The following is a 13,639-nucleotide window of genomic DNA, read 5'->3' on the forward strand; positions in this document are numbered from 1 at the left end:
CTCGCCCACGACCCGGCCTCCGCCATGGAGGACACCCTCGCCGTCGGCGGGACCGATCCGGCGACCCGGGCGCTCTGGGCCATGCACCAGTCGCGGGCGGCGGCCGCGGTGGCGCGGCTGCGGGTCGGACCGCCCCGGCCCGACATGCCCCGCCACGACCCGCGGGCCCTGCGGGCGGGCGCCTTGGTGGCCGCGCTTGCGGCCCTGTTCGTCGCCGGCCCCGAATGGCGCCCCCGGATCGCCGCCGCCTTCGACTGGCGCGAGCCCCCCGCCGCGGCGCCGAGCTTCCGCGTCGACGGCTGGATCGACCCACCGATCTACACCCGCATGCCGCCGCTGATCGTCACGATGTCCGGCCAGGCGGGGGCGCCGGTGCAGCGCCTGCGCGCGCCGGTCAATGCCACCCTGATCGTGCGCGTCGCCGGCCAGGGCGAGGCCACGCTGACCCCGAATGCCGCCCTCGTGCCCGTGGCGGTGGAGGAGGGCGCGCGCAAGCCCGCTCCGCGCGCCGCCCTGAACCAGGCGGCCGAGACCCGGGCGGCCTTGCGCGAGGAGCGCTTCCGGCTCGTCGGCGGCACGGCCGAGCTCGGCATCGCGGCTTCGGGCTCCGAGCCGCAGCGCCTCGTGATCGAGACCATTCCCGACCATCCCCCCGAGGTGCGCCAGATCGGCGGGATCGACGTGAACGGGCGCGGCACCTTCACCCTGACCTACCGCGCCAAGGACGATTACGGCATCGCCTCCGCCGAGGGAGTGGTCGAGCCGCTCAAGGCCGGTCGCTCCCTGGTGCCGGTGCCCCGGATCGCCCTGGCGCTGCCCGCCGACGCCACCGGCGAGACCGACACCAAGACGCTGGTCGACCTCACCGACAATCCCTGGTCCGGCGCCCGGGTGCGGCTGACGCTGACCGTGCGCGACGAGGCCGGCCAGGAGGGCCGCAGCCAGGCCGCCGAGGTGACGCTACCGGCCCGGCCCTTCACCAAGGCGGTGGCCCGGTCGCTGGCCGAGGAGCGTCGTCGCCTGGTCACGGCGCCCGACGAGGAGCGCCAGCGGGTCCAGACCGCCCTGGACGCCCTGCGGATCGCCCCGGAGCGCTTCACCCCCGAACCCGCGATCTTCCTCGGGCTCACCACCGCGGCCAACCGCCTGCGCGCCGCGAAATCCGACGAGGATCTGACCAACGTCGCCGACCTGCTGTGGGAGATGGCCCTCAAGATCGAGGACGGCGACCTCTCGGACGCGGAGAAGTCCCTGCGGGCCGCCCAGGACCGACTCAAGGAGGCGATCGAGCGCGGGGCGCCCGACGAGGAAATCAAGAAGCTGACCGAGGACCTGAAGCAGGCCCTCGACAAGTTCATGAAGGAATTCGCCGAGCGCCAGCGCCAGAACCCGCAGAACCGGTCGCAACAATCCGAGCGCCAGCAGCAACAGCAGCAGCAGGGCGCCAAGACCGTCACGCCCGACGATCTGGAGAAGATGCTCAAGGACATGCAGGAGGCGATGCAGCGCGGCGACACCGCGGAGGCCCAGCGCCTGCTCGAGCAGCTCCGCAACGTGCTGGAGAATCTCCAGAGCGCCGAGAGCCAGGGCCAGAAGTCCGGCGACGGCATGGCCGAGATGAACAAGCAGCTCGACGAGCTCGACAAGATGTCCCGCGACCAGCAGGACCTGCGCGACGAGACCTTCAAGGACGGCCAGGAGGGGCAGCCGCGCCCCCGCCCGGGGCAGCGCCCGCGGCAGGGCCAGCAGCCGAACGGGCAGCCCCAGGGTCAGCCCGGCCAGCGCGGTCAGCCGCAGCCGGGGCAGCAAGGCCAGAACCAGCCCGGCGAGCAGGGCCAGCAGGGACAGGGTCAGAAGGGGCAGCAGGGCCAGAGCCCGGGCCAGCGCCAGCAGGGCCTGCGCGAGCAACTGCAGGATCTGAAGGAGCGGATGAAGCAGCAGGGCCTGCAGGGCGAGCAGGGGCTGGCCGATGCCGAGGACGCCATGCGCGAGGCCGAGGATGCCCTCGGCCAGGGCCGCAACGGCGACGCGGTCGATGCCCAGGGCCGGGCGCTCGACGGATTGAAGCGCGGCGCCGAGGGCATGCAGAAGCAGATGCAGCAGATGGCCGAGGGCGAAGGTCAGGGTGAGGGCGAGGGGCAGAACCCGGGCCAGCAGGGCCGGGCCGGCTCCCGGGACGACGACCCGCTCGGTCGCCCGACCCGTGGACGCGAGATGTCCGACGGCCAGGTGCGGGTGCCCGGCGCCGACGAATCCGCCGTGCAGCGGGCCCGCCGGATCATGGAGGAGCTGCGGCGCAAGCTCGGCGACCCCTCGCGTCCGCAGGAGGAACTGGACTATTTCGAGCGTCTGCTGCGCCGCAACTGAACGGCCGGGCGCACGGCCCCTCTCCGAACGAGACCGACACCATGTCCAGCAACACCCTCGTCCTGCTCGCCTGCCTCGCGGTGGCGGTCGTGCTCCTCTTCGGCCTCGTCAACATGATGCGGGGCGGCAGCGCCAACCTCTCGCAGCGGCTGATGCGCCTGCGCGTGATCCTCCAGTTCGCGGCGATCATCGTCATCATGGGCGTGGTGTGGTGGCGCTCGGCCTAAGGCACCGGCCCGAGCGGTGAACGGCGGCTCTCGGGAAAAGCCGATGCGAGAGGGACGCTGAGACGAGCGTCCAGGGCGGGATCGACGTTCGGCGCGGCCTCGTTTCGCAGGTGCGAAAAACGTCTTGCGCGCTGCACTCACGCCCTCCGTCGGTTTCGGGTAAGAACCAAAGGGCGAGTCGGTCGCGGCGACCCCGTGCGATCCGCGAAGAATCCCCTACATCGTTCCGGTTGCGTCCCTTCGAAACGTCGCGCGGCGGCCCTGACCGGGCCCTGCGCCGCCTGTCCCGAGCCGTTGCCCATGACCATCATCGCACCGTCGATCCTCGCCGCTGATTTCGCGAGGCTCGGGGAGGAGACACGGGCGATCGCCGAGGCCGGCGCCGACTGGATCCATCTCGACGTGATGGATGGGCATTTCGTGCCCAATATCAGCTTCGGCCCCGCCGTGGTGAAGGCGCTGCGGTCCTCGACCGACAAGGTCTTCGACGTCCACCTGATGATCGCCCCGGCCGATCCGTACCTGGCCGCCTTCGCCGAAGCCGGGGCGGATGCGATCACGGTCCATGCGGAGGCGGGTCCGCATATCCACCGCTCGCTCCAGACCATCCGAGGCCTGGGCAAGCGCGCGGGCGTGGCGCTCAACCCCGGCACGCCGGCCTCGGCCATCGCGCCGCTGCTCGACATGGTCGATCTCGTTCTGGTGATGACGGTCAATCCCGGCTTCGGTGGTCAGAGCTTCATCGGCTCGGCGCTGGAGACGGTGTCGCGGGTCAAGGCGATGACCGCGGGTCGCGCCATCGACATCTCGGTCGATGGCGGCATCACCCCGGAGACCGCCGGGCCGGCCGCGCAGGCCGGCGCCACGATCCTGGTCGCCGGCTCGGCGGCGTTCCGGGGCGGCCCCGAGCAGTACGAAAGGAACGTCGCGGCGATCCGGGAGGCCGCCGACGCGGCCACCGGGCGGGACGGCGTGCGATGCTGACGGCGCTGATCTTCGACGTCGACGGGACGCTGGCTGAGACCGAGGACCTGCACCGGCAGGGCTTCAACCAGGCCTTCCAGACGCTCGGCCTGCCCTGGCACTGGTCGCCGGACCTCTACGCCGAACTGCTCACGGTGATGGGCGGCAAGGAACGGCTCGTCCACTACATCGACCGGTTCCACCCGGAGGAGGCGGATGGGCTGAAGCGCCGGATGCCGGAGATCCACGATCTCAAGACGCGCTTCTACGGCGAACTCGCCGAGGAGGGCCATCTCGGCCTGCGGCCCGGCATCGGCCGGCTCGTCGGCGAGGCCCGGGCGGCCGGGGTCCGGCTGGCGGTGGCCACCACCACGAGCCGCCCCAACATCGACCTGCTCCTGCGCCTCAACTTTCCCGGCGAGCGGCCCTTCGACGTGATCGCCGCGGGCGACGAGGCGGCCCAGAAGAAGCCCGCGCCGGACATCTTCGCCCTCGCGATCCACCGCCTCGGCATCGATCCGTCCGCGGCGATCGCCTTCGAGGATTCGGCCGCGGGCATCCGCTCGGCGCTCGCCGCGGGCTTGCCGGTCCTGGCCACGCGCAGCCGCTACACCCGCAGCCACGGGCTCGACGGGGCCTTCTCGGCGGTCTCCGATCTCGGCGAGCCGGGCGCTCCCCATCACCACCTCCAGGGTCATCCGTGGCCGGACGGGGTCGTGACCCTCGAAGCCCTGCGCGCGTGGCACGCCGGGCATCTGCGGGGCGCCGCCTGAGAGAACCTTCACCGCCCCGTGGCTTTCCAAGCGGCCCCGGGGCGGTCTATCAGGACCCGCTTTCCGCTTCCGGGTCGCGGGTCCCGAGGCGGCGCCGGGTCGGGCCGGATACCCCGCCCGGGAGGCCGGGATCCTGCCGCGTCGACGTCACACCGCCGGAACCTGAAGCCTGATGCGCGAGCCGAACGCGATCGACTTCTGGCGCGGCGTCGCGCTGGTCACGATCTTCATCAACCACATCCCGGGCAATTTCTTCGAGCGCTACACCTTCTCGCAATACGGCATCTCGGACGCCGCCGAGCTGTTCGTGTTCCTGGCCGGCTGGTCCATCGGGCTCGCGACCCGGGGTCGGGATGGGAAGCCCGAGCCGCGCCTCACCACCGTGCTGCGGCTCCTGTCGCGCACCGTCGAGGTGTACCGGGCGCAGATCACCATCATGGCGCTGGCGCTGGCCATGATCGCGGGCTGCGCGCTCTACCTCGACAACCCGCTCATCCTCGAATGGCACAATGCCGGCGGATTCTTCGCCGATCCGATCCAGACCATGGTCGGCATCGTGGTGCTCACGCACCAGCTCGGCTTCTTCAACATCCTGCCGCTCTACGTGGTGCTGATCGCCATCGCTCCGATCGTGGTGCTGCTGGGGCGGGTCAGCCGTCCGCTGCTGCTCGCCGGCTCGTTCTCCCTTTACGGCGCGAGCCTCGTGTTCGAGTGGAACTTCCCCTCCTGGCCGGGGGAGGGCGACTGGTTCTTCAACCCGCTGTGCTGGCAACTCCTCCTCGTGCTCGGGTTCGTCTCGAACGAGGTGAGCCGGGAGAGCTCCCGGCTGCGGGCCTGGGCGCGACGGCTGATCCCCCTCGGCTGCGCCCTCGTGATCCTGGGGGCCGTTCTCGCCGTGCTGGAGCTGCGCCCCGACCCGATGCTGGCGCCGGAGCCGCGCCTCGTCTTCACCTTCGACAAGACGTATCTCTCGCCGGGCCGGCTGATCCATTTCTGCGGAATGGTGCTGGCCTTCCAGGCGGTCTACGGCCTCATCGCGCCGCATGTGGGCCCGCTCGCCCGCTTCCTGTCGGGATTGGGGCGTAACTCGCTGGCCGTGTTCTCGATGGGATCGCTGTTAAGTCTCGCCGCACAGTTCGTGCGCTTCCAGACCGGCGGCGGTATCATCGTCGACGTTTCGGTCGTAGGATTCGGCCTGTTCGCACTGGGTTTTACCGCATGGTTCGTCGAATGGCGTTCCCGCAAGCCGCGCGCCCCGCGGACGCCGCCCGACGGCGGCGTCGCCTCCGCGGCCTCACCGCGGGCCTGAGCCTCGTCCTCGGGCTCGGCCTGTTCGCCTCGGCGCCCGCCCGCGCCGAGACGCCCCCGGCCGTGCCGACGCCCTCCTTGCCCGCGCCCTCCTTGCCCGCCGTGGCGGAAGCCCTCGACCAGACGCTGTCGCCGGAATGCCGGGTGCCCGGCTCCAAGCTCTACACCCTGGCGAAGCTCGACGCGGTGAAGGCGGCCCTCAAGCAGAAGCGGCCGGTGCGGGTGCTCTCGATCGGCTCGTCCTCGGCGGGCCTCGGCGCCTCCTCGAGCTATCCCGTGAAGCTCGAGACGGCGCTGGAGACCGCCCTGCCGAACGTCCAGTTCGAGGTGGAGTCGAGGGCGCTGCCCGGCGAGGTCGCGAGCGGGGCCGGCGAGCGGCTGCGCACCATCGTGGCGGAGGTCGAGCCCGATCTCGTGGTCTGGCAGGTCGGCACCAACGACGCGCTCGCGCGGGTCGATCTCGACACCTTTTCCGAGGCGCTCGACGAATCGGTGAAGTGGGTGATGTCCCACGACATCGACATCGTGCTGATCGACCCGGTCTTCACCGCGAGCCTCGCCGAGGACGATTATTACACCCGCATGGTCCGTGCCGTGCAGGAGGTGGCCCGGCGCGAGGCGGTGCCCCTGGTCCACCGCTACGCGGCGATGCGCTACCTCTCGACCCGCAGCAGCGACGAGGCACACATGCTCGGGCGCCATTTCCGCCTCAACGACCTGGGTCTGCGCTGCATGGCCGAGCACGCCACCCGGGCGATCACCCTCTCCCTGCTGCAATCCGATCCCGCGGCGACCGGAACGGCGGGCGGGCGGGCGGCGACGAGCGAGAGCCGGGACCCCGGCAAGCCGCAGACCGGCGCGCCGACGGGCAATTGAGGCCCGCTCGCCCCGCCTCTCCCGCCCGCCCGTCATCCGCCGCGCTGCCGACGGGGGCCTCGACGGGCGCCATGCCCGGATCGGCCGATCCCGCGGCGATCGGCCGGAGACGGTTCTATTTCGTCTCGACGATCCGCGACGCGATGCCGGCCGCCGAGATCCGGGGCTTGGCGACGCCGCGACCCGCCGACCACCCGATCTCGTGCTGGTAGCCCTGGATGGCGAGGCGCGACGGCCCCCCGAGCCGGAGCGCCACCTTCTGCTCGGCGCCGGAAATCTCCGCGACGGCGTCCGCGCCGGACGATTGGAGGCTGACCGAGACGACGGATTGGGTGCCTTCGACGCTCAGGCCGGAGACCTCGCCGCCGGTCACCCTCTGTCCGATGCCCGAGACCGCGAGCTGCGCCCCCCGTTCGAGCGCGACTGTGTGGTCGGAGCCGTGGACGACGACGTTGGCACAGGTGCCGGTCAGGCGGACCGCGTTGTCGGCGCCGTACACCCCCACGTCGCCGCCCTCGCAATGGATGTCGCGGCTGAGGCCGACGCCCTCGATCTGCTGGGTCTCGCTCCGGGCCGGCTGCGCCGCACCGACGAGGAGGAGCAGGGCCGGGACAGCGAGGGCATGGCGGTTCCGCTTCATGAGAGATCCTGTGTTCTGTACGGAGTAGATCCTAAGATGTGCCGCTGGAGGACTCAACAGCCCCTGCGAAATGATGCGATCGACCAAGATCCGATGGGAATCATTGGATTTTATTCCATTGCGTGATTCTGTACAGCTGAGAAGCGGCGCCGAGGGAGACGTGCGGCCCGGGCTCAGTCGTCCGATGAGAACACGTCGTCACCGACGAAAATCATGTCGCGGTCGACCTCCGGTGGGTCCTTCTGCGAGCCATAGGCGAAGAAGACCCGCCGGCTGCGTCCGTCGGCGCCGGTCAGGGTCAGGGTGTGACGGTCGAGGCTGTAGCGTCCGTCCTCGGGGGCCCGGCGCCGGCCGATCGCCGTCCCGACGCCGGTGCTGGCGCCCGAATTGAGGGCGCCGACCGAGCCGCCGCGGCCGTAGCGGCCGTCGGCCCGGAACGCGTAGCGGCTCTCGATCGCGATCGAGACATCGCCGCCCAGGGCGCTGTTTCCGCCTCCCGACAGGCGCCGGTAGGCACGGGCCACGGTCTCGCCGGACCCGGCCGGAAAGGCCCGGAAGAAGCTGCCGTCGCCGAGCTTGTAGTCGTTCGCCTTTCCATTTGAGCCCGTGAGCACGAAGCCCGCGCCCGCCCGCGTCCAGCGGCCGAAGCGACGCGGTTTGGCAACCCGCTCGGCGGCGAGGTCGACCTCCTCAAGGGCCGTGTCGGCGATCTCGTAGTAAGTGCCGTCGCGCAGGATGATCAGCGGCTCGAAATCCATGGTCATCATGCCGCCGACGCCGAAGCTCGGGATGGAGCGGAAATAGACGCCCTCCACCGCGTCCCAGTTGGCGGCGTGGCGTGGTGACGCTGCCGCGTCGGGCGGGGCGGCTGTGGGCGGGGCGGCGGCGGGCCCGGGGGCCGGTCGGGCGTCGGCGATCGCCGGGGCGGGCGCGATGGCGGGCGGCGCGGCCGGTCGGGCGCCCGGGCTTCCCTTCGGCACGAGCCCGTCCTCGGTGAGCGCCAGTGCCTGCAGCTTGGCGGCCGGGATGAATTCGCCGGACAGGGTGGCGAGGAAGCGCGGCAGGATGCCGAGCTGCTTGGCGGCCTTCCAGCCCGCATGGTGGAGCACGGTGCGCAGCTTCACCTGCTCGGCGAAGGCCGCGCGGCTGGCCGGCTCCGACAGGGGCGGCCGGACCGCCATCGGCGCCACGAAGCGGCGGCGGATCGCCCGCAGCGCCGCCGGGCTCGGCTCGGCGGTGGCGTCGTTGGCGACCATCCATTGCAGCACGATGAAGGCGGTCAGCACGTCGCCGGCATCCTCCGCCCGCAAGGGTGTTCCGGCGAGGAAGCCCTGGAAGATCGCGTCGTAGTCGTGCCGGGCCATTTCCCGCGCGGTCTCGGCCGCGCCGACCGGATTCGTCCGGCGCAGGCTCTGCACCTCGCGGGCGATGGTGGCGTCGCGCAGTGTGCGGCTCGAGACGAAGGGGAGGGCGGGCGCATCGCCGCGTGCATCCTGGCCGCCCGCATCCTGGCCGCCCGCATCCTGGGCGCTCGAATCCTGGCCGCTCGAATCCTGGGCGCATGCCGGGCCGAGACCCAGGCCGATCGCCAGCGCCAGGCCGGCCCACCGCAGCGCGCGTCTCATGCCCACCATCCCTGCACCAGCGCCCAGATCCCCGTCCCGACGGCGAGCCCGGCCGTGAGCAGCATGAACGGCAGCATCGGGATCATCAGCCAGCCCATCATCGTCAGGGTGTAGAGGAGGCCGCCGATGTCGAGCCCGCAGATCCGACAGGGGTGCCGGCTGCCCTCGTCGACGGGGCAGCCCGTGAGCCGGGCCAGCGCGAGGCCGAGCCCCAGCAGCAGCGCGGGGGTCCAGACGATCACGGTCAGGACGAGAAGCATCGTGCGGGCGCCCCCGGTCTTCGGCCGCCGGGCGCTCAGCGCATCGCCACCGAGGCGGCGACGCGTTCGGCCCGGGCCAGCGCGTCGGCCTTGCTGGCGTCGGCAAAGCCGATGATCCGCAGAGTCCGGCCATCCTCGAACACCATCGTCTGCGTCGATTCCATCGGGCGACCGGTCTTGGCGTCGGTGAAGCTGCCGCGCAGGCGCACCACGACGGCCTCGCCCCGGGTCGCGCGCTCCTCCCCGGTGACCGCCACGTCCCGCGCGTCCTTCTGCGACGTGAACACCCGGCGGGCGAAGGCGGCTTCCGCCCCCGCCGGCACCGGGGCCTGCCCGAGGGAAGGGGTGATGATGACGGCCGGCTGCTCGCGCTCGGGATCGACGTCCTTCGGTCCGTCGGTGAGGATCAGGCCGTGGCCTGCGAACACGATCGCCGGCCGGAAGCCCGCCAGGTCGCCGACCGCGTAGGGCAGGGCCGCGACCTGATCGGCGAGGCTCGCCTTGGCGCGGAACGCGATCGTCCGCAGGGCCGCCTCGATCGCGGCGGCCGGCACCTGTTTGGCCGCGGGCTCCGGTACCTGCACGGTGACGAGGCCGGTGCCGGGGACGCCGCGCACCACCGCGACCCACTTGGCGTAGGTCAATCCATTGGCCGCCTGCGTCCCACGCAGCACGAAGCCCTCGCCGCCGGAGACCGGCAGGCTCTCGCGCCCGCCCTTCACCTTGAAGCCGGTCCCCGCGAGGGCCTCGGACGTGAAGCGGCCGTCGATCTGGCCCCAGGCCTCCGGCGGCATCTCGACGAGGATGATCGAGGCGCCGGAGCGGTGCTCGAAGCCCGCGAAGGCCTTGGCCGGGCTCATGCCCGGCGGGGGCACGAGGCCCAGCGCACCGGCGGGCGGGAAGACCGGCTCGGCGGCCTGCGCCGACAGGCTCAGGGCCAGGGTGGAGCCGACGAACCCGGCCAGCAGGCCGCGCAGGCGCGGAAGGAGGCGGGCGAACAGCGCGCGCCGGGACGATCCCTCGGTCATGGGAGAGGCCTCATGGGGGTGGGTTGCGGGCGGGTGCGGACGGCCGGCGGCGGTCTAACGGGTCGCGACGCGGCTGATCACGAAGGTGTTGCCCGAGAACTGGACCTGTCCCGGAGCGCTCATGTGCTCCAGCATCAGGCGCAGGTTGCGGCCGAGCCGGGCGGAATCCGAGCGGGTCTCGTACCAGTACTCGGCGGTGGCGCCGCCCGCGCGGACCGGGCGGTGGTGCTCGTAGCAGCGGAAGGCCGCCATGTACTCCTCGGCCGCCTGCACCTCCTGGGCCGAGAAGCCGTTGAGCTTGACCACGTAGGCGCTCGGCAGGCCGCCGCAGGCCTCCGCCCCGGGCGCCGCCGCAGCCGCGCCCCCGAGCCCGGAGGGCGGGGCGGCGTCGGGGGGCGGCGCGCCGGCATCCGTGCTGCGGCGGGGGGCGATGACTCCGTCGAGCTTGGCCGCGAGCGCCGCCGCCACGTCGCCCGCGATCGTCTTCGCCTCGGCGCCCACCCGCTCCAGCAGGCATTCGCGGTCGCAACCCTGCGGCAGGGGCGGCAGCTGGAGGCCCGCCACCTCGAAGGCGCCCAGCGACTGACCGGTGCGCACGTTGAGGAGCCGGCCGGGAATCCGCACCTCCGGCCGCACGATGTCGGAATAGGCCGACTTCGCGGCCGAGGCGTAGATCTGGAACACCGCCACCACGTCGAGCGGCGGGTTCTGCACCGCGCGGGCGACCTCGATCAGCTCGGCATCCCGGCGACGAACCCGGTTGGCCTGGGTGAAGCCCATCGCCACCGCGGTCTCGTCGTAGACGTTGTAGCCGCGCAGGTTCATCGTCTCGGACAGTTCGGCGATGACCCGCTGGAAGATGCGGTTGCCCCGCGGCACCGAATCCTCGTCGGCATCCTCGCCCATCACGACGAGGTTGGGCCTGGTCTGCGCCTCGGCGGGGGCGGCGAGGGCGGTCAGCCCGGCCGCGAGGGCGAACAGAGCGTGGCGCAGCGGCTTGCGAACGGTCTCGGCGAGGGTGAGCGGCATCGGAACTCTCCTGGGATCGGTGTTCATTCGGTGCAGGGCAGCGGCGTCGGAGACGCAGCGAAATCGTCGAGGTCGAGCCCGGCCGTCCGGCGCGGATCGCTCAGGCCCGCGCAGCCATCGTCCGCCGCCGGCAGGACGAAGCGCAGGGCGCCGGTTCGGGCCGGCGCGATCAGGCTGACCTCGACCCGGCGGTTGACCCGCGACAGGGGGGCGGCCGGGTCCTTCGGGCGGGTCGGGCCCCAGCCGTGGACGCGCAGCCGCCCCGGCGCGATCCCGTAGGCCTCGACGAGATGGGCCTTCACGGCCCGCGCCCGGGCAACCGAGAGGCGCCGGTTGTAGGCGAGGCCGCCGGCCGCGTCGGTATGGCCGGCGATGAGGAAACCGTGGCCGGCGAGCGCCCGGGCCCGCAGGGCCTCGCCGAGCGGTTCGAGCTGGATGCGCGCCTCCGGGGTGAGGCGGGCGCTGTCATAGGCGAAGAACACGGTGAGATCGACCGAGCGGGCGGGATCGACCCGGACCGCCGGGCCGCCGTCTGCGGGCGCGACCGAGACCGCCGGAGCGGGGGCGCCGGGATTGCCGTCGGCGAAGGGGGCGAGGGAGCGGATGATCGCATTGGCGCTCGGATTGGCCGCGCCGGCCTCCGCCCGCTCGGCGGCCTCGTCCCGCGGCGGGGGCGTGTCGGCCTCCGGGGCGGTCTCCCGGGCGCCGGGCACTTCGGTTAGCGGGTTGGCCCTCGCCGGCCCGGCGAGGGCCAGGGCGAGGATTGAAACAAGGCAGGCGGCCAGAACCGAACCGGCGCGGCGCGGCATCCGTGCGCCGGTGCCGTCCATCGCCGCCGGATGGCGCGCGGGCACGGATGCCGGCGCGATTGCGTCGACGCTTCGCATCGAAGTCCCCCTCTGAGCGTCCCGGGCCTTGCTTCGGCCCCTCACTCCCCGTTCCTGGGCGTCCCAGAGCCGCTTTCGCCACTCGGCCGCCAAGTTTTTTGCCCTCTAGCGCCCGCGCAGGATCGCGTTCATCCGGTTCGGGTCGAGCGGCCCGTCCGCGGCAGGTGATTGCGCGGCAGGTGATTGCGCAGCCGGTGGCGGCGCGGCGGCGGCCGTGGGACCCGTTGCGGGGGGCCGGGCCCCCGGATCCACGGCCGCGACCGGACGGCCCTGCGCCGCCGCGATCTCGGTGAGGATGCGGCTGCGGCCGAGGATGGCCGAGAGCCGGGTCGCGCTGTTGAAGCTCGTCGCGTCCTTCGGATCGAGCCCGCCCTCCTTGTGGAGCGCGATGCCGGCGACCGAGGCATCGAACATCAGCGAGCCCGACGAGCCACCGAGCGTGTCGCAGCGGTGGCGCAGGTCCGGCCCCTCGGCCTGGTCCTTGAGGGCGAAGCAGCGGAAGCGGCTCATCACCTTCGGGCGCCCGAGGGGATGGTGGATCACGAGCATCGAGCGGTTGCCGGGCACGGCCTCGCCGGAGAGCCGGGCGCTGCCGTAGGTCGCCGTCGGGTTCCCGGCGACCCGGGCCAGGGCGAAGTCGAGGCGGGCGTCGAACTCGGCCGGCCTCGGGTCGATCTCGAAGCGGCGCGCGCCTTTGCCGTCCAGCGTCAGGTAATCCATCAGGATCGATGCCTTGACCGGCACGAGCTCCCCGCCCTGCGGCAGGCAATGATGGTTGGTCAGCACGTAATCGCCCGGCAACAGCGCACCGGTGCAGGAGGCGCCGACCTGCTGACCCGTGCGGGCGTTTTTCAGCACGATGTCGACGCGGCCGATCGGCCGCGCGAGCGCCGCCAGCCCATCCTTCGGATCGAGTTCCGCGATCGGCTCGAACGCTCCCTTGTTCTGATCGACATAGGCCGCCGCGTCGCCCGTGGTCTGGCGCAGGGGCAACTGGGCCCGGCCGTAATCGGCGGGGTCGAAGCCGATGGTCTGGGCGCCCACGGGCGCGGCCCCGAGGGCGAGCATCAGGCCGGCGACGGCCGATGCGGGGCGGCACCCGCGGCGGATGGCGGCCATGGTCTCCCCTCTCTCCGGGCGGGCTCCCTGCCGGCCCAATGCGGCGCGGTCAAAAGACGGGGGGGCGGACGGATGTCCCATCACCGGATCCCTCAAGGTGTCAGCGCGTGGACGAGGCGGACACCGACCGTGCCCGCGCCCGTCTCCGGATTGGCCTGGACGGCGTAGACGAGGTTCTGCCGGGCGCCCGCGCGCAGGAAATAGGCCTCGGCGCCGTCGGCGAGCCGGACCGGGGGGAGCGCGGCGGCGCGCAATTCCGGCCCGACCTCGATCCGCAATCCCGGCGCCTCGGCCCGGACGGCGAGACCACACAGGTCCGGGCCGAGACGGCTCGGCGCGAGACGATCGGCCGCCTCGACCGGGACCGGGCGCCGCTCGGGCGCATCGGCCCCGAAGGCGACGCGGCGGCAGGACGAGCCTGGCGGAGGCCGCAATTCCTCGACCCGGATGGCCGGTATAGCCGGCTTCGCGGGCGCGGGGTCCGAAGCCCCGGGGGGCGCCCCGGGCGCCGATGCGGCGAGCGTCGCCGGCGCGGCC

General features: G+C 72.5%; 13 protein-coding genes and 1 pseudogene. 6 read left to right on the forward strand and 8 right to left on the reverse strand.

Annotated features, from left to right (window positions below; translation table 11 throughout):
• The 6 genes from LW587_RS12435 to LW587_RS12460 form a co-directional block, all read left to right on the forward strand.
• Positions 1-2,367: TIGR02302 family protein (locus tag LW587_RS12435; protein WP_232629909.1), on the forward strand; the 2,367-nt coding region annotated here is incomplete at its 5' end.
• 41 nt (positions 2,368-2,408) lie between these two features.
• The gene (locus LW587_RS12440) at positions 2,409-2,594 is read left to right on the forward strand and encodes a twin transmembrane helix small protein (RefSeq protein ID WP_232629910.1); all 186 of its coding nucleotides are present in this window, start codon (positions 2,409-2,411) and stop codon (positions 2,592-2,594) included.
• A 300-nt stretch (positions 2,595-2,894) separates the two neighbouring features.
• Positions 2,895-3,578, forward strand: a complete 684-nt coding sequence (gene rpe, locus LW587_RS12445; RefSeq protein ID WP_232629911.1) for a ribulose-phosphate 3-epimerase — start codon at positions 2,895-2,897, stop codon at positions 3,576-3,578.
• Positions 3,572-4,330, forward strand: a complete 759-nt coding sequence (locus tag LW587_RS12450) for an HAD-IA family hydrolase (protein WP_232629912.1) — start codon at positions 3,572-3,574, stop codon at positions 4,328-4,330. The genes rpe and LW587_RS12450 overlap by 7 nt, the downstream gene beginning before the upstream one ends.
• Positions 4,331-4,502: 172 nt before the next feature.
• Positions 4,503-5,639, forward strand: a complete 1,137-nt coding sequence (locus LW587_RS12455) for an OpgC family protein (RefSeq protein WP_232629913.1) — start codon at positions 4,503-4,505, stop codon at positions 5,637-5,639.
• Positions 5,561-6,514: an SGNH/GDSL hydrolase family protein gene (locus LW587_RS12460; RefSeq protein WP_232629914.1), complete on the forward strand. Its 954-nt coding sequence runs from the start codon at positions 5,561-5,563 to the stop codon at positions 6,512-6,514. The genes LW587_RS12455 and LW587_RS12460 overlap by 79 nt, the downstream gene beginning before the upstream one ends.
• Before the next feature lie 115 nt (positions 6,515-6,629).
• Here the strand turns inward: LW587_RS12460 and LW587_RS12465 are convergent, their stop codons facing one another.
• The 8 genes and pseudogenes from LW587_RS12465 to LW587_RS12500 form a co-directional block, all read right to left on the reverse strand.
• Positions 6,630-7,154: a DUF3060 domain-containing protein gene (locus LW587_RS12465; RefSeq protein WP_232629915.1), complete on the reverse strand. Its 525-nt coding sequence runs from the start codon at positions 7,152-7,154 to the stop codon at positions 6,630-6,632.
• A gap of 173 nt (positions 7,155-7,327) precedes the next feature.
• Positions 7,328-8,779: a hypothetical protein gene (locus LW587_RS12470; RefSeq protein ID WP_232629916.1), complete on the reverse strand. Its 1,452-nt coding sequence runs from the start codon at positions 8,777-8,779 to the stop codon at positions 7,328-7,330.
• The gene (locus LW587_RS12475; protein WP_232629917.1) at positions 8,776-9,039 is read right to left on the reverse strand and encodes a hypothetical protein; all 264 of its coding nucleotides are present in this window, start codon (positions 9,037-9,039) and stop codon (positions 8,776-8,778) included. Before LW587_RS12475 ends, LW587_RS12470 begins: the two co-directional genes overlap by 4 nt.
• 35 nt (positions 9,040-9,074) lie before the next feature.
• Entirely contained in the window at positions 9,075-10,067 is a 993-nt protein-coding gene (locus LW587_RS12480; RefSeq protein WP_232629918.1) for a hypothetical protein, read from the reverse strand.
• 54 nt (positions 10,068-10,121) lie between these two features.
• Complete coding sequence (locus tag LW587_RS12485; protein ID WP_232629919.1) at positions 10,122-11,096, reverse strand: hypothetical protein; 975 nt, start codon at positions 11,094-11,096, stop codon at positions 10,122-10,124.
• A 23-nt stretch (positions 11,097-11,119) separates the two neighbouring features.
• Positions 11,120-11,983, reverse strand: coding sequence for an OmpA family protein (locus LW587_RS12490; RefSeq protein ID WP_232629920.1), 864 nt, complete (start codon positions 11,981-11,983; stop codon positions 11,120-11,122).
• Between the two features lie 105 nt (positions 11,984-12,088).
• The gene (locus LW587_RS12495) at positions 12,089-13,102 is read right to left on the reverse strand and encodes a trypsin-like serine peptidase (RefSeq protein WP_232629921.1); all 1,014 of its coding nucleotides are present in this window, start codon (positions 13,100-13,102) and stop codon (positions 12,089-12,091) included.
• A gap of 92 nt (positions 13,103-13,194) precedes the next feature.
• Positions 13,195-13,639 (reverse strand): annotated as a pseudogene (locus LW587_RS12500) (hypothetical protein); the annotation flags it as partial.

Origin of the sequence: Methylobacterium sp. Leaf118 (assembly GCF_920984675.1) — a bacterium.
In the GTDB taxonomy this organism is placed as follows: Bacteria; Pseudomonadota; Alphaproteobacteria; order Rhizobiales; family Beijerinckiaceae; genus Methylobacterium.

Excerpts from the sequence above, each read along its gene's own strand:
- LW587_RS12440 (WP_232629910.1), top strand. The coding sequence starts at position 2,409 with ATGTCCAGCAACACCCTCGTCCTGCTCGCCTGCCTCGCGGTGGCGGTC.
- rpe (WP_232629911.1), top strand. The coding sequence starts at position 2,895 with ATGACCATCATCGCACCGTCGATCCTCGCCGCTGATTTCGCGAGGCTC.
- LW587_RS12450 (WP_232629912.1), top strand. The coding sequence starts at position 3,572 with ATGCTGACGGCGCTGATCTTCGACGTCGACGGGACGCTGGCTGAGACC.
- LW587_RS12455 (WP_232629913.1), top strand. The coding sequence starts at position 4,503 with ATGCGCGAGCCGAACGCGATCGACTTCTGGCGCGGCGTCGCGCTGGTC.
- LW587_RS12460 (WP_232629914.1), top strand. The coding sequence starts at position 5,561 with ATGGCGTTCCCGCAAGCCGCGCGCCCCGCGGACGCCGCCCGACGGCGG.
- LW587_RS12465 (WP_232629915.1), bottom strand. The coding sequence starts at position 7,154 with ATGAAGCGGAACCGCCATGCCCTCGCTGTCCCGGCCCTGCTCCTCCTC.
- LW587_RS12470 (WP_232629916.1), bottom strand. The coding sequence starts at position 8,779 with ATGAGACGCGCGCTGCGGTGGGCCGGCCTGGCGCTGGCGATCGGCCTG.
- LW587_RS12475 (WP_232629917.1), bottom strand. The coding sequence starts at position 9,039 with ATGCTTCTCGTCCTGACCGTGATCGTCTGGACCCCCGCGCTGCTGCTG.
- LW587_RS12480 (WP_232629918.1), bottom strand. The coding sequence starts at position 10,067 with ATGACCGAGGGATCGTCCCGGCGCGCGCTGTTCGCCCGCCTCCTTCCG.
- LW587_RS12485 (WP_232629919.1), bottom strand. The coding sequence starts at position 11,096 with ATGCCGCTCACCCTCGCCGAGACCGTTCGCAAGCCGCTGCGCCACGCT.
- LW587_RS12490 (WP_232629920.1), bottom strand. The coding sequence starts at position 11,983 with ATGCGAAGCGTCGACGCAATCGCGCCGGCATCCGTGCCCGCGCGCCAT.
- LW587_RS12495 (WP_232629921.1), bottom strand. The coding sequence starts at position 13,102 with ATGGCCGCCATCCGCCGCGGGTGCCGCCCCGCATCGGCCGTCGCCGGC.